At 73.4% G+C, this 22,581-nt stretch carries 25 protein-coding genes and 1 riboswitch; of the genes, 22 read left to right on the top strand and 3 right to left on the bottom strand.

The genetic code is table 11. The features are described from left to right. The first annotated feature begins 52 nt into the window (after window positions 1–52). From V2J52_RS02175 to V2J52_RS02135, 9 genes are all read left to right on the top strand, one after another. Window positions 53–481 (top strand): hypothetical protein, encoded by a 429-nt coding sequence (locus tag V2J52_RS02175; RefSeq protein ID WP_331226015.1) that lies wholly within the window; start codon window positions 53–55, stop codon window positions 479–481. A gap of 44 nt (window positions 482–525) precedes the next feature. Beyond that, entirely contained in the window at window positions 526–1,467 is a 942-nt protein-coding gene (fmt, locus tag V2J52_RS02170; RefSeq protein WP_331226014.1) for a methionyl-tRNA formyltransferase, read from the top strand. Continuing rightward, on the top strand, window positions 1,464–3,059 hold the full coding sequence (locus V2J52_RS02165) for an RsmB/NOP family class I SAM-dependent RNA methyltransferase (protein ID WP_331226013.1): 1,596 nt from the start codon (window positions 1,464–1,466) through the stop codon (window positions 3,057–3,059). Before fmt ends, V2J52_RS02165 begins: the two co-directional genes overlap by 4 nt. A 42-nt stretch (window positions 3,060–3,101) precedes the next feature. Continuing rightward, window positions 3,102–3,758 carry a ribulose-phosphate 3-epimerase gene (gene rpe / locus V2J52_RS02160; RefSeq protein WP_331226012.1) on the top strand — a complete coding sequence of 219 codons (657 nt, stop codon included), beginning with the start codon at window positions 3,102–3,104 and terminating at the stop codon, window positions 3,756–3,758. Window positions 3,759–3,927: 169 nt separating this feature from the next. Further along, window positions 3,928–4,057: riboswitch (FMN riboswitch) on the top strand. Between the two features lie 92 nt (window positions 4,058–4,149). Further along, window positions 4,150–5,067 carry an ABC transporter permease gene (locus V2J52_RS02155; RefSeq protein ID WP_331226011.1) on the top strand — a complete coding sequence of 306 codons (918 nt, stop codon included), beginning with the start codon at window positions 4,150–4,152 and terminating at the stop codon, window positions 5,065–5,067. Beyond that, a complete protein-coding gene (locus V2J52_RS02150) occupies window positions 5,064–6,083 on the top strand; it encodes an ABC transporter substrate-binding protein (protein WP_331226010.1) in 1,020 nt (339 codons plus the stop codon). Before V2J52_RS02155 ends, V2J52_RS02150 begins: the two co-directional genes overlap by 4 nt. Before the next feature lie 60 nt (window positions 6,084–6,143). Continuing rightward, window positions 6,144–6,407: a phosphoribosyl-ATP diphosphatase gene (locus V2J52_RS02145; RefSeq protein ID WP_331226009.1), complete on the top strand. Its 264-nt coding sequence runs from the start codon at window positions 6,144–6,146 to the stop codon at window positions 6,405–6,407. Between the two features lie 32 nt (window positions 6,408–6,439). Further along, window positions 6,440–7,282 (top strand): ATP phosphoribosyltransferase, encoded by an 843-nt coding sequence (gene hisG, locus V2J52_RS02140; RefSeq protein WP_331226008.1) that lies wholly within the window; start codon window positions 6,440–6,442, stop codon window positions 7,280–7,282. Next, window positions 7,279–7,731: a PH domain-containing protein gene (locus tag V2J52_RS02135; protein WP_331226007.1), complete on the top strand. Its 453-nt coding sequence runs from the start codon at window positions 7,279–7,281 to the stop codon at window positions 7,729–7,731. The genes hisG and V2J52_RS02135 overlap by 4 nt, the downstream gene beginning before the upstream one ends. Before the next feature lie 22 nt (window positions 7,732–7,753). On the opposite strand, the gene V2J52_RS02130 is transcribed toward V2J52_RS02135, so the two are convergent. Then, window positions 7,754–8,911, bottom strand: a complete 1,158-nt coding sequence (locus V2J52_RS02130) for a DUF3866 family protein (RefSeq protein ID WP_331226006.1) — start codon at window positions 8,909–8,911, stop codon at window positions 7,754–7,756. Window positions 8,912–8,979: 68 nt separating this feature from the next. Between V2J52_RS02130 and V2J52_RS02125 the strand changes: the two genes are divergently transcribed. The 9 genes from V2J52_RS02125 to V2J52_RS02085 all read left to right on the top strand — a co-directional run bounded on the left by V2J52_RS02125 (window position 8,980) and on the right by V2J52_RS02085 (window position 18,842). Then, the gene (locus V2J52_RS02125) at window positions 8,980–9,966 is read left to right on the top strand and encodes a helix-turn-helix transcriptional regulator (protein WP_331226005.1); all 987 of its coding nucleotides are present in this window, start codon (window positions 8,980–8,982) and stop codon (window positions 9,964–9,966) included. Continuing rightward, window positions 9,959–10,930 carry a helix-turn-helix transcriptional regulator gene (locus V2J52_RS02120; RefSeq protein ID WP_331226004.1) on the top strand — a complete coding sequence of 324 codons (972 nt, stop codon included), beginning with the start codon at window positions 9,959–9,961 and terminating at the stop codon, window positions 10,928–10,930. The genes V2J52_RS02125 and V2J52_RS02120 overlap by 8 nt, the downstream gene beginning before the upstream one ends. Further along, window positions 10,927–11,241 carry a hypothetical protein gene (locus V2J52_RS02115; protein ID WP_331226003.1) on the top strand — a complete coding sequence of 105 codons (315 nt, stop codon included), beginning with the start codon at window positions 10,927–10,929 and terminating at the stop codon, window positions 11,239–11,241. The genes V2J52_RS02120 and V2J52_RS02115 overlap by 4 nt, the downstream gene beginning before the upstream one ends. Before the next feature lie 41 nt (window positions 11,242–11,282). Beyond that, window positions 11,283–11,564 (top strand): Sec-independent protein translocase subunit TatA, encoded by a 282-nt coding sequence (gene tatA, locus V2J52_RS02110; protein ID WP_331226002.1) that lies wholly within the window; start codon window positions 11,283–11,285, stop codon window positions 11,562–11,564. Between the two features lie 28 nt (window positions 11,565–11,592). After that, the gene (gene tatC, locus V2J52_RS02105) at window positions 11,593–12,405 is read left to right on the top strand and encodes a twin-arginine translocase subunit TatC (protein ID WP_331226001.1); all 813 of its coding nucleotides are present in this window, start codon (window positions 11,593–11,595) and stop codon (window positions 12,403–12,405) included. Next, the gene (locus V2J52_RS02100; RefSeq protein WP_331226000.1) at window positions 12,402–13,322 is read left to right on the top strand and encodes a diacylglycerol/lipid kinase family protein; all 921 of its coding nucleotides are present in this window, start codon (window positions 12,402–12,404) and stop codon (window positions 13,320–13,322) included. Before tatC ends, V2J52_RS02100 begins: the two co-directional genes overlap by 4 nt. A 9-nt stretch (window positions 13,323–13,331) precedes the next feature. Continuing rightward, window positions 13,332–16,196 carry a DEAD/DEAH box helicase gene (locus V2J52_RS02095; protein ID WP_331225999.1) on the top strand — a complete coding sequence of 955 codons (2,865 nt, stop codon included), beginning with the start codon at window positions 13,332–13,334 and terminating at the stop codon, window positions 16,194–16,196. A gap of 343 nt (window positions 16,197–16,539) precedes the next feature. Beyond that, window positions 16,540–18,099 carry an apolipoprotein N-acyltransferase gene (gene lnt / locus V2J52_RS02090; protein ID WP_331225998.1) on the top strand — a complete coding sequence of 520 codons (1,560 nt, stop codon included), beginning with the start codon at window positions 16,540–16,542 and terminating at the stop codon, window positions 18,097–18,099. Beyond that, window positions 18,096–18,842: a polyprenol monophosphomannose synthase gene (locus V2J52_RS02085; protein ID WP_331225997.1), complete on the top strand. Its 747-nt coding sequence runs from the start codon at window positions 18,096–18,098 to the stop codon at window positions 18,840–18,842. The genes lnt and V2J52_RS02085 overlap by 4 nt, the downstream gene beginning before the upstream one ends. A gap of 54 nt (window positions 18,843–18,896) precedes the next feature. Here V2J52_RS02085 and V2J52_RS02080 read toward each other — a convergent pair whose 3' ends face one another. After that, window positions 18,897–19,247, bottom strand: coding sequence for an RNA polymerase-binding protein RbpA (locus V2J52_RS02080; protein WP_331225996.1), 351 nt, complete (start codon window positions 19,245–19,247; stop codon window positions 18,897–18,899). A 144-nt stretch (window positions 19,248–19,391) separates the two neighbouring features. Between V2J52_RS02080 and V2J52_RS02075 the strand changes: the two genes are divergently transcribed. Next, complete coding sequence (locus tag V2J52_RS02075) at window positions 19,392–20,351, top strand: aldo/keto reductase (protein ID WP_491062153.1); 960 nt, start codon at window positions 19,392–19,394, stop codon at window positions 20,349–20,351. A 78-nt stretch (window positions 20,352–20,429) separates the two neighbouring features. Here V2J52_RS02075 and V2J52_RS02070 read toward each other — a convergent pair whose 3' ends face one another. Continuing rightward, window positions 20,430–21,020: a hypothetical protein gene (locus V2J52_RS02070; RefSeq protein ID WP_331225995.1), complete on the bottom strand. Its 591-nt coding sequence runs from the start codon at window positions 21,018–21,020 to the stop codon at window positions 20,430–20,432. 217 nt (window positions 21,021–21,237) lie between these two features. On the opposite strand from V2J52_RS02070, the gene V2J52_RS02065 reads away from it, so the two are divergent. From V2J52_RS02065 to V2J52_RS02055, 3 genes are all read left to right on the top strand, one after another. Continuing rightward, window positions 21,238–21,576 carry a single-stranded DNA-binding protein gene (locus V2J52_RS02065; RefSeq protein ID WP_331225994.1) on the top strand — a complete coding sequence of 113 codons (339 nt, stop codon included), beginning with the start codon at window positions 21,238–21,240 and terminating at the stop codon, window positions 21,574–21,576. 80 nt (window positions 21,577–21,656) lie between these two features. Further along, window positions 21,657–22,103, top strand: coding sequence for a helix-turn-helix transcriptional regulator (locus tag V2J52_RS02060; protein ID WP_331225993.1), 447 nt, complete (start codon window positions 21,657–21,659; stop codon window positions 22,101–22,103). Between the two features lie 5 nt (window positions 22,104–22,108). After that, window positions 22,109–22,525: a VOC family protein gene (locus V2J52_RS02055; RefSeq protein ID WP_331225992.1), complete on the top strand. Its 417-nt coding sequence runs from the start codon at window positions 22,109–22,111 to the stop codon at window positions 22,523–22,525. The last annotated feature ends 56 nt before the right edge of the window (window positions 22,526–22,581 follow it).

Below are 22,581 nucleotides of genomic sequence, written 5' to 3'. Positions count from 1 at the left end.
ACGCGTGCGCACCGGGCTGCTCCACGGCACCGGACGACACGAAGGAGCCGCCGTGGCACGAGGCGACCTGGCCGCTCGCTGGGCGGGCGTGCCGACCGACGTCAGGCGGATCGTCGCGGGCACGGTCCTGGTGTTCGGCTACGGGACCGTCGTCCACCTCGTGCAGCTCGTCCGTGCCCCCGCCGAGCCCTATCCGGGCGCACCGGGGTGGCTGGTTGCGTTCTTCGTCTCACTGACGGTGCTGGACCCGCTCGTCGTCGTCCTGCTCGTCCGGCGCCGCCGGGTGGGGCACACGCTGGCGTGCGCGGTGCTGGGCGGGGACGCGCTCGCCAACGGCTATGCCAGCTATGTGCTCGACCCGGCCTCCGGTGTCACGGCCGGCCGGGTCGGCCAGGGAGTGATCACCGGTGTCGCTGTGATCCTGCTCGCCACCGGGAGTCGAGTCCGCCCGTGGCTACGGACCGGGGGCACCGACAGGTAGCGGCGGGCCACCTGCCCCGCAGGTGGCACCTAGACTGCACCATCATGCGTCTGCTCTTCGCCGGCACCCCCGAGGTCGCCCTGCCGTCCCTTCACGCGCTGCGTGAGTCCTCGCACGACGTCGTCGCCGTCCTCACCCGGCCCGACGCCCGCCGGGGCCGCGGCCGGACGCTGCAGCCGAGCCCGGTCGCCGCCGCCGCCCGCGACGCCGGCCTGCCGGTGCTCACGCCGCGGACGCTGCGTGACCCCGAGGCGGCCGCCGAGATCGCCGCGCTCGAGGTCGACGCCGTCGCCGTCGTCGCCTACGGCAACCTCGTCCCGCCGGACCTCCTCGGCGTGCCCCGGCACGGCTGGGTCAACCTGCACTTCTCGCTGCTGCCGGCCTGGCGCGGGGCCGCGCCGGTGCAGCACGCGCTCATCGCCGGTGACGACCTCGGCGGTGCCACTACCTTCATCATCGAGGAGGGCCTCGACACCGGCCCGGTGCTCGGCACCGTCACCGAACGGATCCGGCCGACCGACACCGCCGGTGACCTGCTCGAGCGGCTCGCCGCCATCGGTGCCCCGCTCCTCGTCGCAAGCATGGACCGGCTCGCCGACGGCAGCGCCGCACCGGTCGCGCAGCCGGCCGACGGCGTCAGTCTCGCGCCGCGGCTCGAGGTCACCGACGCCCGCGTCGACTGGCACGCGCCAGCCGTTGCCATCGACCGGCTGGTGCGCGGCACCACCCCGGCCCCGGGCCCGTGGACCACCGCACATGACGGGAAGCGTCTCAAGCTCGGTGCCCTCACCCCGCGCCCCGACGTGACTACGCTCGCGCCGGGCGCCGTGCTCGTCGGCAAGCAGGAGGTCCTCGTCGGCACCGGATCGGTCGCCGTGCAGCTCGGTCAGGTGGCGCCCGAGGGACGCTCGTGGATGCCCGCGCCGGACTGGGCGCGCGGCGCCCGGCTCACCGACGGTACGAGCCTCGGCGAGGTGACCCGATGAACCAGGAACAGCGCCCCGACCGCTCCGGCGCGGGCGGTCCGAGCCGCGGCGGCGCACCACGCAGCAGCGGCGGGCGGGGCGGCAGCAGCGCACCGCGCAGCGGCCAGCCGGATGCCGGCGTGCGTCGTGGCGGCGCTCGGCGCGGCGGCAGCGACCGCGGTGGCGCCGGCATCGATCCGGCGCGGCTTGCCGCGGCGGACACGCTGCAGGCCGTCACCGAGTCCGATGCCTACGCCAACCTCGTGCTGCCCGGTCTGCTGCGCGAACGCGGCCTCGTCGGGCGCGACGCCGCGTTCGCCACCGAGCTGACCTACGGCACGCTGCGGATGCGGGGGCGCTACGACGCCATCATCGAGCGCTGCACCCGCGGCCGTTCGCTCGCGGAGGTCGACCCGCCGCTGCTGGACCTGCTGCGGCTGGGCTGCCACCAGCTGCTCGCCACCCGGGTGCCCCCGCACGCCGCCGTCTCGCAGACCGTCGACCTCGTCCGCACCCGGCTGGGGCAGGGGGCGGCCGGCTTTGCCAACGCCGTGCTGCGGGCCGTGGGCCGCAGGGATCAGGACGCCTGGCTCGCCGAGATCACTGCGGGCGCCACCGACGACGTCGGGCGGCTGGCCGCCGCCGAGTCGCACCCGACCTGGATCGTCCGGGCGCTACGTGCCTCGCTGGCGGCGGCGGGCCGTCCGGCCTCGGAGCTGCCGGAGCTGCTGGCGGCACACAACGCGGCCCCCGCCGTCACGCTCGTTGCCCGGCCGGGTCTGGTCTCGGCCGAGGACCTCGCCGAGGACGTCGAGGAGGCCACCGGGCAGCATCCGGAGCCCGGGCGGTGGGCGCCGACGGCGCTGCGGCTGCCCGTGGGAGACCCCGCCGCGCTCACCGCGGTGCGCGAGCACCGCGCCGGCGTCCAGGACGAGGGCAGCCAGCTGGTCGCGCTCGCGCTGGCCGCCGCGCCGCTCGGCGCGGACCCGTCACTCCCGGCGGGCGGTGCCCCCACCGACTCCCGCTGGCTGGACCTGTGCGCCGGGCCGGGCGGCAAGGCAGCGCTGCTGGGCGCCCTCGCCGCCGACCGTGACGCGCACCTGGTCGCCAACGAGGTCGCGCCGCACCGGGCGCGGCTCGTGCGCCAGAGCGTCTCCGCGCTGCCCGACGGCGTCGTCGACGTCCGCACCGGCGACGGACGGGACCTGCCGGAGGCGGAGGCGGGCACCTTCGACCGTGTCCTCGTCGACGCGCCGTGCACCGGGCTCGGCGCGCTGCGGCGTCGTCCCGAGTCGCGCTGGCGCCGGGTGCCAGCCGACGTCCCCGACCTCACCGCGCTGCAGCGCGGGCTGCTGGACGCCGCGCTGGCGGCCGTCCGGCCCGGGGGAGTGGTGGGGTACGTCACCTGCTCCCCGCACGTGGCCGAGACCCGGGCGGTCGTCGACGACGCGCTCAAGCGCCACGACGTGGAGCTGCTCGACGCCCGCGACGCGCTGACCGCGGTGGCCGGGCAGCAGGTGCCCGCGCTGGGCGACGGTCCGCTCGTGCAGCTGTGGCCGCACGTGCACGGCACCGACGCGATGTTCCTCGCGCTGCTCCGGCGCCGCAGCTGACCGGTGGGCGTCGTGCGCGGCCCCGCCCGGTAGGCTCGGGGCGTGCCCGTACGAATCACTCCCAGCATCCTCAACGCCGACTTCGCCAACCTCGAGGCTGAGCTGGGGCGCATCCGCTCCGCCGACCTCGTGCACGTCGATGTCATGGACAACCACTTCGTGCCCAACCTCACCGTCGGGCTGCCGGTGGTCGAGCGGATCGTCCAGGTGAGCCCGGTGCCGGTCGACGCGCACCTGATGATCGCCGACGTCGACCGCTGGGCACCGTTGTACGCCGAGGCCGGGTGCGCGTCGGTGACGTTCCACGCCGAGGCCAGCGCCGCGCCCGTCCGGCTGGCCCGCGAGCTGCGCAAGCTCGGCACCCGTGCCTCGATCGCGCTGCGGCCGGCCACCGACGTGACCCCGTTCCTCGACTACCTCGAGGACCTTGACATGATCCTCGTGATGACCGTGGAGCCGGGCTTCGGCGGGCAGAGCTTCCTCGACGGCGCGCTGCCGAAGATCCGCACCGCGCGTGCCGCGATCGACGCCGCCGGCCTGGACGTCTGGCTCCAGGTCGACGGCGGCATCTCCCGGGACACCATCGCGCGCGCCGCCGCGGCCGGCGCCGACACCTTCGTCGCCGGCTCAGCCGTCTACGGCGCGCCGGACCCCGACGCCGAGATCGTCGCGCTGCGCGACCTCGCCGCCACCGCCTGACGCTCGCCCCCCGCCGCAGCGGGGAGCTTCCGTCGGCCATGCACTGACGGAACCTTCCCAATCGGGAGGGCCGCGCGAGGGCCGCGGGAGGGCTGTGGGAGGGGCGGCGGGTGCGTCTGCCGCCCGCCGACGGTCCGCCGTGGATGTGTGGCATCATGGTTGTCGCAACAACGTGCTCCGGGGTCGGTGAGATTCCGAACCGGCGGTGATAGTCCGCGACCCGCACGCCGCAAGGCGGGCGGTTGATCTGGTGAAACTCCAGGACCGACGGTGAAAGTCCGGATGGGAGGATGCACGGGGTGCGCGCCGTCCCCTCGGCACGCACCCGCGCAGCGCTACCCGCGTCTGCGTGCCCCGGGGTCACGTCCAAGGACGGACCGGAGGGCAACGCATGACCACCTCGCAGCCGGTGCCTGCGCTGGCGCAGACGTTGTCACGCCACCGTCGGTCGCGCCGTGCTGTCGTGCTCGCGCCACTGGTCATCGCGGCCGTCGTCCTCGTGCTGTGGGAGATCGCCTCGCGCAGCGGCCTGGTGCCGGCGTTCTTCCTGCCGGCACCCAGCGCCGTCGCCACCCGGCTGTGGGCCGACCTGACGACCGGCAACCTGCTCGGCTACACCTGGGTCACCCTCCTCGAGGCACTGCTCGGCAGCCTGCTCGGCGCGTCGGTGGCGATGCCGCTGGGCTACCTCGTCGCCCGCAACCGCTGGGCCGCCGCCGGGCTGCAGCCCTACATCGCGGCCTCGCAGGCTCTGCCGGCCGTTGCCCTCGCCCCGCTGCTGGTCATCTGGATCGGCTACGGGCTGCTGCCCATCGTGCTGCTCTGCGCGCTCCTCGTGTTCTTCCCGATCCTGCTGGCGACCGTCCTCGGCCTGCGGACCCTCGACCCGGAGATCGTCGACGCCGCCCGGCTCGACGGTGCCCACGGCTGGTCGATGCTCCGGTACATCGAGCTGCCGATGTCGCTGCCGAGCCTGCTCACCGGGCTCCGCAACGGCTTCACACTGTCGGTCACCGGCGCGGTCGTCGGTGAGTTCGTCATGGGTGGGGAGGGCCTCGGCATGGTGCTCGCCGTGCAGTCCAACTCCGCCGACACCACCGGCCTGTTCGCCACCCTCGTGGTCCTCGCCGTGCTCGCGGTGCTCATGTACGCCCTGCTGCGCGAGGTGGAGCGGCTCGTCCTCCACGACGGCCCCACGGTGCGTCGCCGGCGATTCGCCACCACCGCACCGCCGGCCACGACCCCCCTCACGCCGCGCCCGTCCGGCGCCGCAGCAACACCCGCCCCGAGTCCCTGGAGCCACCGATGACCATGCCCGTCCGCCGCTGCGCAGCAGTGCTCGCGTCCGCCGCCGTCCTCCTCACCGCCGCCTGCGCCAGCACGCCGGAGCCGGCGCCGTCCGGCGACGCCACCACCGGGGCGGCCGGGGAGCTGACGATCGGTCTGACGTACACCCCGGACATCCAGTTCGCGCCGTTCTACGTCGCCGAGGCGAACGGCCACTACGCGGCCACCGGCGTCGACGTCACGCTGCGCCACCACGGGCAGTCCGAGTCGCTGTTCGGGGCGCTGGACGCGGGGGAGGAGGACCTCGTCGTCGCCGGCGGCGACGAGATGCTCCAGGCGCGCTCCGAGGGCGTGGGGGTCACCAGCGTCGCGACGCTCTACCAGGAGTACCCGGTGGTGCTCATCGTGCCCGCCGACTCCGACATCACCGCGCCGGCCGACCTTGCCGGGCGCACCGTCGGCATCCCCGGCCCGTTCGGTGAGACATACTTCGGCCTGCTCGCGCTGCTGTCCGGCGCGGACCTGACCGAGGACGACGTCACGGTCGAGCACATCGGCTTCACCCAGCAGGCGGCGCTGACGGCCGGCCACGTCGACGCCGTCGTCGGCTTCTCCAACAACGACGCCGTCCAGTTCGAGGCCGCCGGGCTCCCGGTGCGCACCATCGAGCTCGCCGCCGGCGGCGTCCCGCTGCTCGGCATCGGCCTCGGCGCCAGCGAGACCGCCGCCGACGACGCCGTGCTGGACGCCGTCGTCGAGGCGACGCTGCTCGGGGTGCGCGACGTCATCGCCGACCCCGCGGGCGCGGTCGACATCGCCGCGGACTACATCCCCGGCCTCTCCGGGACGGCCCAGCAGGAGGCTGCGCTGGCGACTCTCGAGGCCACCGTGCCGCTCTACGGCCCGGCCGGGGAGGTCGGTGCCAGCAGCGAGGCGCAGTGGCAGGCGATGGCCGACTTCATGACGTCCCAGGGACTGCTGGCCGGCGACGTCGACATCACCGATGCGATGACCACCCGCCACCTGCCGGTGCGCTGAGCCCGCCCAGCACCCGGGCGCTCGGCACGGCGTCCCCGCCACTGGCCTTATCCTGGGGGCGTGAAGACATTCGAGGACCTCTTCGCCGAGCTTCGGCACAAGGCAGCGACCCGCCCGGAGGGCTCCGGGACGGTCGCCCAGCTCGACGCCGGGGTCCATGCCATCGGCAAGAAGATCGTCGAGGAGGCCGCCGAGGTATGGATGGCCGCCGAGTACGAGGGCGAGGAGGCGACCGCGCTGGAAATCTCCCAGCTGCTGTACCACCTCCAGGTCCTCATGGTCGCCCGCGGCATCAGCCTCGAGGACGTCTACCGCAACCTGTGAGCCCCCAGCACCATCGAGTCCCGGAGAAGCCTGTGCTGCGCATTGCCGTCCCGAACAAGGGATCGCTGTCCGAACCCGCCATCGCGATGCTCAGCGAGGCGGGCTACCGGCGTCGCCGGGACCGGGAGCTCGTGCTGCCGGACCCGGACAACGACGTCGAGTTCTTCTTCCTGCGTCCCCGCGACATCGCGGTCTACGTCGGTGCCGGCACCGTCGACGCCGGCATCACCGGCCGTGACCTGCTGCTGGACTCCGGGGTCGACGCCGTCGAGCACCGGCCCCTGGGCTTCGCCCGGTCGACGTTCCACTTCGCGGCGCCGGTCGGCTCGGTGGGCTCGGTCGAGCAGCTCGCCGGCAAGCGGGTGGCCACCAGCTATGACGTCCTCGTCTCGGACTACCTCAGCGAGCGCGGCATCGAGGCGAGCGTCGTCCACCTCGACGGCGCGGTCGAGTCCTCGGTCCAGCTCGGGATCGCCGACGTCGTCGCCGACGTCGTCGAGACCGGCTCCACGCTGCGGGCGGCCGGCCTCGAGGTGTTCGGCGAGCCGCTGCTGGAGTCCGAGGCGGTGCTCATCCGGCCGGCGTCACGCCCGGCGAAGGCCGGCATCGACGTGCTCGACCGGCGGCTGCAGGGCGTGCTCGTGGCGCGCAGCTACGTCCTCATGGACTACGACGTTCCCAAGGAGTACGTCGAGCAGGCGGTCGCGGTCACTCCTGGCCTCGAGTCGCCGACCGTGTCGCCGCTGCACGACCGGGACTGGGTCGCGGTACGCGCCATGGTGCGCCGGGTGGACACCAACCGGGTGATGGACGAGCTCTACGGCGTCGGTGCCCGGGCCATCATCGTGACCTCGATCCACGCCTCGCGACTGTGACGACCCCCGCCGAGCTCTACGCACCGTTCCGCCCCCGGGCGGCACGATGGGTGAGCCTGGCGCTGCTGGTCGCCACGGCGATCGGCACGGTGGCGCTCGTCGTCGTGATGAATGTCAGCGACCTCGGCATGTCCCTGGCGGACAGCATGGGCACGGTGGCCATCGGGGCGCTGATCGCCTGGTTCTGCTACCGGCAGGCGACCGTCGCAGCGCTGCCGGACACCGCCGGCGTCACGGTGCGCAACCTCATCGTCGTGCGGCGCCTCGGCTGGGCCGAGGTCGTCACCGTGCGGTACGGGGACGGCCGGTCGTGGGCACAGCTCGACCTCGCCGACGGCGACACCATCGCGGTGATGGGGATCCAGCGCGCCGACGGCGACCTCGCCGAGCGAGAGGCACGCCGCCTGGCGACGCTGGTCGCCATCCACGAGGCCCGCAACCCGAACTGAACGGGCTCGCTGGTCAGCACCGCTACCCGCGGTCGAGCACCAGCGCCGCAGCGTGGGCCCCGGCGACCGCCGAGGCGAGGAACGCCGCCGGGTCCTCGGCCAGGCCCCGGCCCATCGTCGAGAGCCTCACCGGCGTCGCCGCCAGCGCCTCGGCCGGCACCACGGCATCGACCTCGACCAGCCGGTGGATGCCGACCGGCGCGGCAAGGGTCTCGCTCTGCTCCCGTACCCGCTGCCACAGCGGCCCCTCGCCCGACGGTCCGGTCGGGACAGGGACGTCGGCGGGCCGGAGCGCGACGCGCCCGTAGGCGGTGAGCGAGTGGTGGGAGACGCCGCGGTGCCGGTCGCGGGGATCGGCGCCGGACACCCGCAGCGCCGCGACCGGTCGGCCACCGAGCACGCCGGCAGCATTGACCGCCTCACCTGCCGACACGCCGGAGAACCCCCACCGGGTGCCGGTGCCGAGGTTGCCCGGCCCTTGGGTCACGACGGTGATGTCCGCACCGAGCACCAGGCGCGCGGCGAGCAGGGCGGTGTGGACGTTGACCGCCTCGAGGTCCCCGCCGTAGGACTGGCCTGCGGTGATCGTGGCCGCCACCCAGCCGCTGGCGCGCAGCGCCGCCAGGCTGCGCGAGAACGCCGCCGGCAGCGCCCCGCCGTCGGTCATCACGTACGCCACCGTCGGGACGGCGGCGCCACGACGGGCGGCCTCCGCGCGAGCCCCGGCGACGACGGCGGGCAGCGCGGAGTGGAGGTCGGCGACGACGACCGGCATGCCGGCGAGGTCGTCGGCGTCGCGCAGCACCTCGTGCCAGGGCGACTCCTGCTCGTCGACGCCGAGCACCATCGTCTGCGCGGGGGAGTAGCGCGCCTTGACCACGTGCCCGGGCCCTGCCGGCGGGTCGCCCGGCAGCCGGTCAGGCAGCGCCACCACCATCGCGTACCCGCCGGTACCGAGACCACGGGCCAGCGCGGCGGCGCTGAGGAGGACCCGGTCGCCGGGCTCGGGGCTGCCCACGGTGGCGGTGTACGCGAGCGCCCGGACGACGTCGCCGGCGACGAGCCCCGCCGGCGGGGCGTCGTCGTCTCCCGCGGGTGCCCGCAGCTCGACCTCGACCTCACGTGCCCCGTCCCAGGTCCTGCCGACGGACCGCACCATGCCCTCGCGCCAGATGATCACCCGCAGCACGCTACCGCCACCCGACGCGCTGGCACCGCGCCGGTGCCGCGGCGCGCTACGGTGGACGGGTGGCCTCACGAGTGGAACCGGCGGAGCGGCTGCTCGACCTCCTCATCGCCCTCACCCACGCCGAGGGCCGGCTGACCAAGGCGCAGGTCCGGGCCTCGGTCAACGGCTATGCCGACAGCGGCTCCGAGATCGCCTTCGAGCGGATGTTCGAGCGGGACAAGGACCTGCTGCGCGAGATGGGCGTGCCGATCGTCACCGACGTCGACCCGGTCCACGAGGACGCGGTCGGCTACCGGCTCGACACCGCGGGCTACACGATGCCCGAGGTCCGCTTCACCGCCGCCGAGATCGGTGTACTGTCGCTGGCCGCCGAGGTCTGGCAGGACGCGCACCTGCAGGGCTCGGCGCACCGCGGGCTCACCAAGCTGCGCGCCCTCGGCTCGAGCGCGGAGCCGGACGCGCACCTGGGGCTGGCGCTGCGGGTGCAGGGCCCGGAGAGCGCGTTCTCCCCGCTCGTCACCGCGATCGGTGACCGGCAGGCGGTGCGCTTCACCTACCGCGCCGCCTCCACCGGGGAGGTCGCCACCCGTCACGTCCAGCCGTGGCGGCTGCGCGGCCGCGACCGCGGCTGGTACCTCGTGGGCCACGACGTCGACCGTGACGCGCCCCGGGTGTTCCGGCTCTCCCGGATCCGCGGGCGGGTCCGACCCAACGGGCCGGCCGCAGCGTTCACCGTGCCCGAGCACGACGCCGCCGCCATCCTCGCCGGTGCCGGCGGGCGTCAGGTCCAGGCGGTGCTGGCGGTGCTGCCCGAGCGGGCCGCCGCGCTGCGCTCGCGCGCCGTGGCACGGCCGGGACCGCCACCGGCGCGAACCGACGGGCGCGACGTCCTCGTCCTCGAGACCGACGACGACGAGTCGCTCGCCGCCGAGCTCGCCACCTACGGCGACGCCGTCCTCGTCCTCGAGCCGCAGTCCCTGCGCGACGGCGTGCTGCGCCGGCTGCGTGCGGTGGCGGCCCTCGCCCCGGAGGCCGACCGTGGCTGACCCGACCGACCAGCGGCTCACCCGGCTGCTCGCACTCATCACGTACCTGGGGGAGAACCCCGGGGTGGCGGTCTCGGACGTTGCCGCGCACTTCGCGGTCAGCCCGGCGCAGGTGCTCTCCGACGTCAACCTGCTGTGGGTGGCTGGCACCCCGGGCTACCTGCCCGACGACCTCATCGACTTCGCCGCCGACGAGCTCGACAACGACGTCCTCACCCTCACCAACCCCCGGGGGATGGACCGGCCGCTGCGGCTGGCGACCGCGGAGGCCCTCGCGCTGCTCGTGGCGCTGCGCACGCTCACCTCGCTGGCCGACCACGGCTCGATCGACGACGAGGTGCTGCGCAGCACCACCGCCAAGCTCACCGCCGCCGCCGGGCAGGCCGCCGTCGGGGCGCAGGCCGTCGAGGTCGAGGCGCCCGACGCGGCCGCGACCCTCGTCCCGGTCCGGGCCGCGATGGCCGACGGCCGCCGGTTGCGGCTGCGGTACGTCTCGGCCGCCGACGTCGTCACCGAGCGCGACGTCGACCCGCTCGAGCTGGTGTGGGACGGCGCCACCTGGTACCTGCGTGCGTGGTGCCACCGGGTGACCGACGAACGCCACTTCCGCACCGACCGGATCCTCGCCGTCGACATCCTCGACGTCCCGGCAGCGCACCTGCCGGACGCCGGCGGAGCCGACAGCACCCCCGACCTCACCGAGGACGATCTCGTCGTCGACCTCGACATCGCCTCACGTGCGCGCTGGGTGGCCGAGCGCTTCCCGGTGCTGGGGACCACCGACCTCGACGACGGCGGGCTACGGGTACGGCTGCGGGTCGCCGACCCCGCGTGGCTGATGAACCTCGTCCTGGGGCTGGGGGAGGACGTGCGCGCCATCGCCCCCGCCGAGCTGTCCCGGGCGGTGGCCGAGCGCGCCCGCGACGCCCTCACCGCCTACGAGCGCCTATCCTCGTCACTATGACCTGGTGGCTGTGGCTCGTCCTCGTGCTCGGCGCGCTCCTCCTGTACGCGCTCATCGGCGTGAGCCTGTGGCGCCGGGGCCGCACCCTGCTGGCGGAGCTGCGCAACCTCGAGCAGCTCACCGCACCGCTCGCCGCCGCCGGTGCGGGCGGCACCGAGCCGCTGGCCTTCACACCGGGCTACCTCGCCGGCGAGGATGCCCTCGACGCGATCCGCGAGCAGCGCCGCGACAACATCACCGCACGTCGCGCCCGCAGGGTCCGGCGTGCTGAGAATGCGCACGCCCGCTGGAGCCACATCGGCCTTGGTTGAGAGTAAGATCCCAGTACGGTCCCCGAATCGAAGGCGCCTCCATGAGACTGCAGTTCTGGCACATCTTGATCATCGTGCTCGTCATCGTCATCCTGTTCGGCGCACGCCGGCTGCCTGATGTCGCCAGCAGCGTCGGGAAGTCGCTGAAGATCTTCAAGAAGGAGATCAACGAGCTGCGCGAGGACGACGACACCTACGCGCCGGGCGGGACGACCGCCGGCCACGTGCCGCCGCCCACCTCCGCAACGCCCGTCGATGGCACGCAGCAGGCGCCGCGCACCGGCACGACCCCTCCCGCCGGCGGCAGTGGCAGCAGCAACTGAGCCGGCGCGCAGCACTGAGAAGCCGCGGGTGAGGAAGTTCCGGCGCAAGAGCGACCCCGAGGGCCGGATGCGGCTCATCGACCACCTGCGGGAGCTGCGCAAGCGCATCCTCCTCGCGGTGCTCGGCATCGGTGTCGCCGCGATCGGTGCCTGGTTCATCTACTTGCCGGTGTTCGACGCCATCCAGGCGCCGGTGACCGCGCTCGGCGACTCCGGGCTCGACGCCGCGCTGACCTTCACCTCGCCTGCCGCCGCCTTCGACATGAAGATCAAGGTGTCCCTGTGGCTCGCGGTGTTCATCGCCAGCCCGTGGTGGATCTACCAGCTGTGGAACTTCATCTCACCCGGCCTGACCAAGCCGGAGCGCCGCAAGAGCTTCCTGTTCGCCCTCGCGGGCGTGCCGTTGTTCCTCCTCGGCGGCACGCTGGCCTGGCTGGTGCTGCCCAACGCGATCCGGCTCCTCAACCAGTTCACCCCCGAGGGTGCGCTGAACTACATGCCGGCGGTGGACTACCTCCGGTTCGTCATGCGGGTGATCATGGCGTTCGCCCTCGCCTTCCTCATGCCGCTCGTCATGGTGATGATCAACTCGATGGGGCTGGTGCGCGGCCGGTCGATGCTCGCCGGCTGGCGGTGGGCCGTCCTCATCGTGTTCATCTTCGCCGGCTTCGCCAGCCCCACGCCGGACCCGTGGACGATGATCGCGCTGGCGGTGCCGATGTGCGCGCTGTACTTCGGCGCGGTGGCGATCGCCATCCGGCGCGACAAGCGCGTCGACGCCAAGCGTGCCGCGCACGAGGCCGAGCTGCTCGGTGAGTCACCGCCGGACCCCACCACGTGACCCAGCGGGTCGGCGTCGTCGGCAACCCCACCGCGGGGCACGGCCGGGCGCAGCGGCTCATCGGTGACGTCCGCCGCGGCCTGGCCGCTGCCGGCCGCGACGTCGTCGATCTCTCCGGCGGCGGCTACGACGAGGCGCTGGCCCGGTCGCGGGCGGGCCTCGCCGCCGGGCTGGACGCCGTCGTCGTCGTCGGCGGTGACGGCATGGTGCACCTGGGTGCCAACGTGCTTGCCGGGACCGGGGTGCCGATGGGGATCGTCGCCGTCGGCTCAGGCAACGACGTCGCCGCGGCGCTCGACCTACCGACGCACGACGTCGCGGCCTCGCTCGCCGTCATCGGGGAGTCGCTGCGAGTGGGCCGGTCCCAGCCGATCGACGCGGTGGCGGTGAGCACGCCCGGCCAGGCGCCCCACCGGTGGTACGTCAGCGCACTGTGCACCGGCATCGACGCCGCGGTCGCCGACCACGCCACCCGGCTCAGCTGGCCCCCGGGCGGGGGCAGGTACGTGCGCGCGGTACTCGCCGAGCTGTTCGCCTTCACGCCCTACGGCTACCGCATCACCGCCGACGGCCGCACCTGGGAGCAGTCCGCCACGCTGGTGACGGTCGCTAACACCTCGATGTTCGGCGGTGGCATGCGGATCGCGCCCGACGCCAGGCCCGACGACGGCCTCCTTGACCTCGTCGTCGCCGACGGCATCAGCCGCTCGACGTTGCTGCGGGTGTTCCCGAAGATCTACTCCGGGCAGCACGTGGCACACCCGGCGGTGAGCATCCAGCAGGTCCGAAGCGTCCGGCTCGAGGCGCTGACGAGCCGTGGCGCGAACCCGCCGGTAGCGATCGCCGACGGCGAGCGGGTCACCGCGCTGCCGCTGCAGTGCGACGTCCACCCGGCCGCCCTGCGCGTGCTGGCCTAGGCTCGTCAGGTGAGCCCCCGCCGACGCCGTCACCGCCCCACCGACGCCCCGGCGGCCGGTCCCGCCGCCCCGGCGCACGACGCCGAGCCCAGCCCGGCGGAGCGCTACGCCGACTACCGGCGCCGTGCCGCGGCGCAGCGCACCGAGCTGGCCGCCTTCACCGCAGGGCTCGGCTTCGCGCTCGACGACTTCCAGCAGCGTGCCTGCGCCGAGCTCGAGGAGGGCCGCAGCGTGCTCGTGGCGGCCCCCACCGGCGCCGGCAAGACCGTGGTCGGGGAGTTCGCCGTCCACCTCGGGCTGCGCCGCGACCGCAAGACCTTCTACACCACGCCGATCAAGGCGCTGAGCAACCAGAAGTACCTCGACCTCGTCGCCGTCCACGGCGAGGGCTCGGTCGGCCTGCTCACCGGCGACACCACGGTCAACGGCGAGGCACCGGTCGTGGTCATGACCACCGAGGTGCTGCGCAACATGCTCTATGCCGGCTCGCCGACGCTCGACGATCTCGGCTACGTCGTCATGGACGAGGTCCACTACCTCGCCGACCGGTTCCGCGGTCCGGTGTGGGAGGAGGTCATCCTCCACCTCGCGGAGGACGTCCGGCTCGTGTCGCTGTCCGCGACGGTCTCCAACGCCGAGGAGTTCGGCGACTGGCTGACCATGGTGCGCGGCGATACCGCCGTCATCGTCTCGGAGCACCGGCCGGTGCCGCTGTGGCAGCACGTCATGGTCCGCAACCGGCTGCTCGACCTGTACAGCGCACGCGTGGACCCCACCGCCCCTGGCAGCAACCCGCCGATCAACCCGGACCTGCTCGAGTCGATCCGTCGCGCGCAGCGCACCGGTTCCGCGCCGTCCGCCGTCGGTCGGCGGCGCGACGCGCCTCGCGGCCGCGGCGGGCGACCGCCGCACCGGGTCGGCGCCGCGGTACGACCGCCCTCCCGGCCGGTGGTCGTCGAGCACCTCGATCAGGCCGGGCTGCTGCCCGCCATCGTGTTCATCTTCTCCCGGGCCGGCTGCGAGGCCGCCGTCGAGCAGACGGTGCGCTCCGGTCTGCGGCTGACCGACCAGGCCGAGTCACGGGCGATCGCCTCGGTCATCGAGGAGCGCTGCGCGTCGCTGCCGCCGGAGGATCTCGCGGTGGTCGGCTACCACGCCTGGTCACACGCGCTGCAGCGGGGCATCGCGTCGCACCACGCCGGGATGCTGCCGGTGTTCAAGGAGACCGTCGAGGTGCTGTTCGCCGCCGGGCTCGTCAAGGTCGTCTACGCCACCGAGACGCTCGCACTGGGCATCAACATGCCGGCCCGGTCGGTCGTCCTCGAGCAGCTCGACAAGTGGAACGGCACCTCCCACGCCCCGCTCACCCCGGGGGAGTACACCCAGCTCACCGGCCGGGCGGGCCGGCGCGGGATCGATGTCGAGGGCCACGCCGTCGTGCTCTACCGCGACGACGTCGACCCCGGCGCCCTCGCCGGCCTCGCGTCGCGCCGCACCTACCCGTTGCGGTCACGGTTCCAGCCGACGTACAACATGGCGGTCAACCTGCTCGCCGCCACCCCGTTCGCACAGGCCCGCGAGACGCTCGAGCGGTCCTTCGCCCAGTTCCAGGCCGACCGCGGCGTCGTCGGGCTGGCACGTCAGGCCCGCCGGAACGAGGAGGCGCTGGCGGGCTACGCCGAGGCGATGTCCTGCCACCTGGGCGACTTCACCGAGTACGCGCGGCTGCGGCGCCGGCTGTCCGAGGCGGAGAAGGACCTGTCGCGGGAGCGGTCCCACGCGACCCGGCGAGCGGCGGCGTCGTCGATCGGCGCCGCATCGCCCGGCGACGTCCTGGAGTACCGCAGGGGACGCCGCACGCTGTGGGCCGTCGTGCTCGAGGTCGACGCGCACCGGCTGGACAGCCCACGCCTCCAGGTCCTCACCCCGGAGCCGAAGCTGCGCACGCTCACCCTCACCGAGCTGCCGCACGGCGCCGCGCGGGTCGCCCAGATGCGGATCCCACGTCAGCTCAACCTGCGCGACGCCCGCCAGCGGGCCGACCTGGCCGCGTCGCTGCGCAATGCGGTCCGTGGCGCCGGAGCCCGCCCGGAGCGGCCGACCACCGCCCAGCCGCACGTCGTCGAGGACGTCGACGCGCTGCGCAACGAGCTGCGGTCACACCCCTGTCACGGCTGCAGCGAGCGCGAGGACCACGCCCGTTGGGCCAACCGTTGGAACACCCTCGACGCCGAGCACGAGGCGCTGCTGCGCCGGATCGCGCAGCGGACGTCCTCCATCGCCCGTGACTTCGACAAGGTCTGCGAGCTGCTCGTCGAGCTCGGCTACCTCACGACGTCCGAGGCCGAGGACGGCTCCCGGGGGATCGACGTCACCGACGACGGCCACTGGCTCGCGCGCCTCTACGCCGAGAAGGACCTCGTGCTCGCCGAATGCCTGCGCCGCGGGGTCTGGCAGCACCTGGACGCCGGCGAGCTTGCCGCCGTGGTCTCCACCATCGTGTACTCGGCGCGCACCGACAACGCCCAGGGTGCCGGCGGCCGGCTGACCGCCGGGCTGGCCGCGGCGGTCGCCGACACGGTCGAGATCTCCGACGAGCTCACCGAGCGAGAGTCGGCCCACGGGGTGCCGCCGACCGAGCCGGTCGACATCGGTATCGTCGCGGCGATCCACCGCTGGGCGGGGGGCGCGCCGCTGGACGAGGTGCTCGCCGGCAGCGACCTCGGCGCCGGGGACTTCGTGCGCTGGTGCAAGCAGGTGCTGGACGTTCTCGACCAGCTGGCGACCGCTGCGCCCCGACCGGCCGAACGACGCCAGGCGCGGGACGCGATCCAGCTGCTGCGTCGCGGCGTCGTCGCCTGGTCCAGCGTCTGAGCGGTGCTCGCGCCCGACTGTCCCGACTGGCGGACGGCGGCCGTGACACGCCGCGCCGACACGCCGGAGAGATGCGTGCGATCGCGGCCGCGCCTACGCCGTTGACCAGCGACCATGCCTCTGACCTGGGGTTTTGGTGGGTTGTCTGATTCGGCTCGGGTCGGTAGGTTCGTTCACCTACCGCCGATCACCTCAGTCGAGGTAGCGGCCCTCGCGGTCGCGAATCGGCGCGGTCAGTGATCGAACCCGCGTGCTCACTAGATAACGGGGCTGCTCCGCAGTCACGGTCCGAAGGGCACGCGGGTCGGTCACCGCCGGTCCCCACGGGACATATCCTGGCAGGGTGCTTCCCCGTGCTCCCGCCGTCGCGATCCTGCTTGCCCTCCTCGGAGGTCTGGCCACGGAGTCGGCGTTCCCCGGTCGCTCCTGGTGGCCGATGGCACCGGTCGGTATCGCCCTGCTGCTGCTGGCACTGCGCGGCACGACCATGCCGAGGGCGTTCGGCTACGGCTACGTGTGGGGCGCCGCCTTCTTCCTCGTCCACCTGTGGTGGGCCCAGGAGGCCGCCGGGTGGGCGCCGTGGGTGCTCCTCGCGCTGGCCGAGGCCCTTGCCATCGGTCTGTTCGCGGCGCTGTGGGTGCTCGTGGGCCGGTGGGGGCCGGTCGCCCGCCGGCAGGCGCTGGCGACCGTCGTGGTGGCCGCGCTGTGGGTGGCCCTCGAGTCACTGCGTGGCGTCGCCCCGTTCGGCGGCATGCCGTGGGGGACGTTGGCGTTCTCGCAGACCACCGGCCCGCTGCTGCGGCTCGCCGCGTGGGGCGGCACCCCGCTGGTCAGCGGCGCCGTCGTCGTGCTCGGCGCGTTGCTCGCGCTAGTGCTCACCTCGCTACGTCGGGCGCGCATCGGGCACGCGAGCACCGCCGTCGTCGTCGCGGCCGGGATCGTCGTCGTCGGCATGTTCGTCCCCACTCACACCCGCGCGGAGAGCGGCACGCTGCGCGTCGGCGCGGTGCAGGGCAACGTGCCCGGCCCTGGCCTCGACGCCTTCGCGGTACGCCGCGACGTGCTCGACCGCCACGTCGTCGGCACCGAGATGCTCCTCGACCAGGTGGAGCCCGGCGAGCTCGACGTCGTGCTGTGGCCGGAGAACTCCACCGACATCGACCCTCGACGAGACCAGCCGGCTGCCGACCTCATCAACCGGGCGTCGACCGCGGTCCCCGCGCCCATCCTCGTCGGCGGGCAGCGCTACGTGGACGACCACCGCTACAACGAGGCGATCCTCTGGGAAGCGGGGGAGGGGCAGGTCGACGTGTACGCCAAGCGGCACCCGGCGCCGTTCGCCGAGTACATCCCGTTGCGCTCGTTGGCCCGGAAGGTGACCGACGCCGTCGACCTGGTGTCGGTGGACATGCTGCCGGGGACCGAGGTCGGCATCATCGAGCTCGACAGCCCACGGCTGGGCCGGGTGGTCGACCTCGCGGTGGGGATCTGCTTCGAGGTCGCCTACGACGGGCTCATCCGGGAGGCGATCGTCGAGGGCGGTGAGCTGCTGGTCATCCCGACGAACAACTCGTCGTTCGGGTTCACCCAGGAGTCCAGCCAGCAGCTGGCGATGTCGGTGTTCCGCGCCGTGGAGCACAGCCGCGCCACCGTGCACATCTCGACCGTGGGGGTGAGCGCGGTCATCGCCCCCAACGGGGTGGTGATGGACTCCGGTGGCCACTTCACCGCCGAGCAGTTCGTCGCCGACCTGCCGCTGCGCACCTCGTTGACGGTCGCCGACCGGCTCGGGGTGCTGCCGGTGGTCGTGGCTGTGGTCATCGCAGCCGCCGCGGTCGTGGCCGGCGGGGCCACCTCGATCAGTCAGCGCCGACGCGCGCGCGTGAGCAGGAGCAAGTCGTGAACACTCTCGTCATCATCCCGACCTACAACGAACGCGAGTCGCTGCCGACCGCGCTCGCCCGGACCCGTGCCGCGATGCCCGACGCCGACATCCTCGTCGCGGACGACAACAGTCCCGACGGCACCGGCGCCATCGCCGACCAGGCAGCCGCCGCTGACAGCCGGATCCACGTCATGCACAGACCGGGCAAGCAGGGACTGGGGCAGGCCTACCTCGCGGGGTTCCAGTGGGCGCTCGATCGCGACTACGACCGCATCATCGAGATGGACGCCGACGGCTCGCACCGGCCGGAGCAGCTGCCCGCCCTCCTCGCTCGGGCCGGCGAGGACGACGCACCAGACCTGGTCATCGGGTCGCGGTGGGTTCCCGGGGGAGAGGTCGTCAACTGGCCGTGGCACCGTGAGGTGCTGTCCCGGGGCGCCAACACCTACGTGCGGGTCATGCTCGGCCTGGCGGTCAAGGACGCCACGGCAGGCTTTCGGGTATTCCGCGCCGACGCGCTGCGCCAGCTCCGGCTGGACGACATCGAGTCCCAGGGGTACTGCTTCCAGGTCGATATGACGCTGCGGGTGCACCGGGCCGGCGGCGTGATCGCCGAAGTGCCGATCAGCTTCGTCGAGCGTGCTGAAGGGGTCTCGAAGATGAGTCGGCACATCATTGTGGAGGCTCTCACCCGCACCACGGCCTGGGGGCTCCGCCACCGCGCCGGCCAGCTGGCCGCGCTGGTCACCCGCCGCCGCTGACGAGGGCATGACAAAGGCCCGCGAGACCGGGGTCTCGCGGGCCTGAAGTCAGGGTCAGGCGCTGCGGCGGCGCAGCTGGCCGCTGCGAAGCAGCTCGAGGCGCTCAGCGAGCAGCACCTCGAGGTCGGCGATGGTGCGTCGCTCGAGCAGCATGTCCCAGTGGGTACGGGGCTTCTTCACGGGCTTGGTGGGCTCCGGCTTGGTGGCGTTGCGCAGCAGCGCCTCGGCGCCGCAGCGGCACTCCCACACCGCCGGCACGTCCGCCTCGGCCGAGAACGGCAGCACCACGGTGTGACCGTTGGGGCACTCGTAGTGGGCCTCAGCTCGCTCGGCGAACTCCACCCCGCTGTCGGTCTCGAGGCTCTTGGCGCCGATTCCGACCCCTCGCAGTGAACGATCTGCCATGACGCGTCTCCCTTCGTGGGCGCGCAGTGGCGCGCCAGTCCTCAGTGCTCTACCAGTACCAACGCATCACTGTGGCGGCTTGTTCCGTCCGCCAGGTGATGGTCCTGTGAAGGTGGTGCAGACATCGGCCGATAACCTGTGGCCATGAACGAGATGACCTACCGCCAGCTCGGTTCGAGTGGCCTCGTCGTGTCTACCGTTGGTCTGGGATGCAACAGCTTCGGAGTTACGTTACCGCCCGACGACGTCGCTGGCGTGGTGAAGACGGCGTTTGAGGCCGGAATCACCCTCTTCGACACCGCCGATACCTACGGCAGCCGGCCGGGCCAGGGGGAGGAGCTGCTGGGCGAGGCGCTGCGCGGGCGGCGCGACGACGTCATCGTGGCCACCAAGTTCGGGATGGACACCCGCGGGCTCAACGGCCCCGACTTCGGGGTCCGCGGTTCTCGGCGGTACATCCGTCGGGCGGTCGAAGGCTCGCTGCGGCGCCTCGGCACCGACCGGATCGACCTCTACCAGCTCCACCGCCTCGACCCGGTCACCCCGTTGGAGGAGACCCTCGGCGCGCTGGACGAGCTGGTCCGCGAGGGCAAGGTGCTCTACGTCGGGTGCTCGCACGTGACCGGCTGGCAGCTGGTCGACGCCGACTGGACCGCCCGTGCCGCGGGTCTCAGCCCGTTCATCTCGGTACAGAACGAGTACTCGCTGCTGTCACGGTCCATCGAGGCCGAGGTGGTGCCGGCCGCCGAGCACGTCGGCGCCGGGATCCTGCCGTACTTCCCGCTCGCCTCGGGGCTGCTCACCGGCAAGTACCGCCGGGGCGAGCCGGCACCCGCCGACAGCCGGCTGGTGAACCGGCCGGAGCGGCTCGCCGCGGCGGACTTCGACCGGGTCGAGGCGTTGCAGGCCGTCGCTGACGAGCACGGGGTGTCCCTGCTGACGCTGGCGCTCGGCGGGCTCGCCGCCCAGCCAGCCGTGGCGTCGGTGATCGCCGGCGGCCGGACCCCAGAGCAGGTGCGGGCGAACGTCGCCGCCGGGACCTGGGAGCCGGACGCCGCGGCGCTGGTGGCGATCGACGAGGCGGCGCCCGGCCCGGCGGCCTGAGCTCGCCCCAGAGATCGGTCGGCGCGGTGGCCGCGCTGCCGCCGTTGGACGGGCCCGACGGAACCGGCCGGCCGGCACTCACCGCGTCACCGCTCGGGCGGTGAGCACACGCACCCGGTCGTCACCGGCGGCCACCACCGCTCGAACCGGCAGTCCGGCAGCGGTCGCGGCGGTGAGCAAGGACTCGGTCCACACCCGCTCCGGGGCACCGCAGGCACCCCCGTCCGGTCGGTAGATCACCGCGATCAGAGAGATGTCGGGATCAACGCGCCGGGCTGGGAGGGTGACGGTGGTGAGGAACGTCGTGAGGGCCGCGGTGGCGCGCTCCGGATCCGGAGCGAGCGGCACACCGGCCTGCTCGATCGGTGCCGACAGGGTCCACCCGTCGCCGGCGAGCACGACCAGCCAGAGCGTCGGCACCGGCGCCACAACGCCCCGCACCATCGCGGCCGCGCAGAAGACGAGGTCCTCGTCCCGTAGAACGAGCATCGGGCAGCGGGGCCACAGCGCTTCCGCCGCCAACGCGTCGTCGGCGTCGATCGGCTCCCACGGCCAGCCGTCGTCGTCAGGCCAGATGTCGTCGTCGTCATCGTCATCGTCGTCGTCGTCGACCCAGTGGCCAGCGGGGTCGTCGTCATCATCGACGGTGCGGTCGGGGGTGGCATCCATGGCGGCACGGTCCCAGCCGCGGCGGCACCGGCGTCGGCCGCACCGGGCCCGCTGTGGACAACCGGGTACCCCGGCACAGCTGTGGACAGCGGTGAGGAGGTGGCAGCGCACTGCCCCACAGCTGCGCCACCCGCCGCCGTCGTCCCCAGGAGACGCGCCCGGCTTGGCGAGATCGGACGCGGCGAGGGCAGGCTCGGCCCACACGATGGGAGGCACCATGACCGATCACCCGCCCGAGCTCGGGCACAACACGGTGAGCCTGGTTGGACGGGTGAGCGGGGAGGTCACCGAGCACGAGCTGCCCAGCGGCGACCACGTCGCGAACTTCCGGCTCGTCGTGCCGCGGCCGGAGAGCTCGCCCGCCGGCCGCGCGACGGTGGACACCATCGACGTCGCCTGCTGGAGCGCCCGCACCCGGCGCACCGCCGCCCGGCTCACCGAGGGGACCGTGGTGGCCGTCGACGGCAGCCTGCGCCGCCGGTTCTTCGCGACCTCCGCCGGCCGGGCGTCGCGGTACGAGGTGGAGGCGGTCCGGCTGCGGCGGTCGCGCCGCTGAGATGTCGGCAGGCTCGCACCTCGGGCTCCACGAGCCCACGGGCCTGGGCAACAGGCGCGCGACGTGAAATCATTCTCGTCGTGGATGACACCGCGACGGCTCAGCGGCTACGCGACCTTGCGCTGCTGCGGCGGGTGCGCGACCGGATCGACCGGGAGTACGCCCAACCGCTCGACGTCGAGTCGTTGGCCCGTGGCGTGCACGTCTCGGCCGGTCACCTGAGCCGCCAGTTCCGCCTCGCCTACGGCGAGCCGCCGTACTCCTACCTCATGACGCGCCGGATCGAGCGGGCGATGGCACTGCTGCGGCGCGGCGACCTCAGCGTCACCGAGGTGTGCTTCGCGGTCGGCTGCTCGTCGCTCGGCACCTTCAGCAGCCGCTTCTCCGAGCTCGTCGGGATGCCGCCGAGCGAGTACCGGCAGCGGGCCGCGGAGGACGCTGCCGGCATCCCGCCGTGCGTCGTCAAGCAGGTGACCAGACCGGTCAGGAATCGAGAAGCAGCGGCGGTGGCCGCGCAGCTAGCGTGACGGCCATGGACCTCACCATTCACTCCAGCTTCCTGCCCCACGACGACCCGGAGGCCTCGCTGGCCTTCTACCGGGACGCGCTCGGCTTCGAGGTTCGCCTCGACGTCGGGTACGAAGGCATGCGGTGGATCACGGTCGGGCCCGTCGGACAGCCCGACACCGCGATCGTGCTGCAGCCGCCCGCCGGCGACCCCGGCATCACCGACGAGGAACGGCGCACCATCGCCGAGATGATGGCCAAGGGCACCTTCGCCGGTGTCAACCTCGCGACGCCGAACCTCGACGCCACCTTCGAGCGGCTCACGGCGAGCGGAGCCGACGTCGTCCAGGAGCCGATGGACCAGCCCTACGGCCTCCGCGACTGTGCCGTGCGGGACCCCGCAGGCAACCTCATCCGGATCCAGGAGCAGCCGCGACCGTGACCAACGGCCGTGAGACGATCGCCCCGCACCGCGGGCCTGCGACGACGTACCCGCGA

The sequence above is a fragment of the Georgenia sunbinii genome, assembly GCF_036421875.1.
In the GTDB taxonomy this organism is placed as follows: domain Bacteria; phylum Actinomycetota; class Actinomycetes; order Actinomycetales; family Actinomycetaceae; genus Georgenia_B; species Georgenia_B sunbinii.
The sequence above is the reverse complement of the archived record's forward strand: the minus strand, read 5'-3'. Positions and strand labels throughout refer to the sequence as shown.

Bases quoted from the DNA above. Each gene is read 5' to 3' on its own strand.
- fmt (WP_331226014.1), top strand. From the start codon at position 526: ATGCGTCTGCTCTTCGCCGGCACCCCCGAGGTCGCCCTGCCGTCCCTT.
- V2J52_RS02165 (WP_331226013.1), top strand. From the start codon at position 1,464: ATGAACCAGGAACAGCGCCCCGACCGCTCCGGCGCGGGCGGTCCGAGC.
- V2J52_RS02155 (WP_331226011.1), top strand. From the start codon at position 4,150: ATGACCACCTCGCAGCCGGTGCCTGCGCTGGCGCAGACGTTGTCACGC.
- V2J52_RS02150 (WP_331226010.1), top strand. From the start codon at position 5,064: ATGACCATGCCCGTCCGCCGCTGCGCAGCAGTGCTCGCGTCCGCCGCC.
- V2J52_RS02115 (WP_331226003.1), top strand. From the start codon at position 10,927: ATGACCTGGTGGCTGTGGCTCGTCCTCGTGCTCGGCGCGCTCCTCCTG.
- tatA (WP_331226002.1), top strand. From the start codon at position 11,283: ATGAGACTGCAGTTCTGGCACATCTTGATCATCGTGCTCGTCATCGTC.
- V2J52_RS02080 (WP_331225996.1), bottom strand. From the start codon at position 19,247: ATGGCAGATCGTTCACTGCGAGGGGTCGGAATCGGCGCCAAGAGCCTC.
- V2J52_RS02075 (WP_491062153.1), top strand. From the start codon at position 19,392: ATGAACGAGATGACCTACCGCCAGCTCGGTTCGAGTGGCCTCGTCGTG.
- V2J52_RS02070 (WP_331225995.1), bottom strand. From the start codon at position 21,020: ATGGATGCCACCCCCGACCGCACCGTCGATGATGACGACGACCCCGCT.
- V2J52_RS02065 (WP_331225994.1), top strand. From the start codon at position 21,238: ATGACCGATCACCCGCCCGAGCTCGGGCACAACACGGTGAGCCTGGTT.
- V2J52_RS02055 (WP_331225992.1), top strand. From the start codon at position 22,109: ATGGACCTCACCATTCACTCCAGCTTCCTGCCCCACGACGACCCGGAG.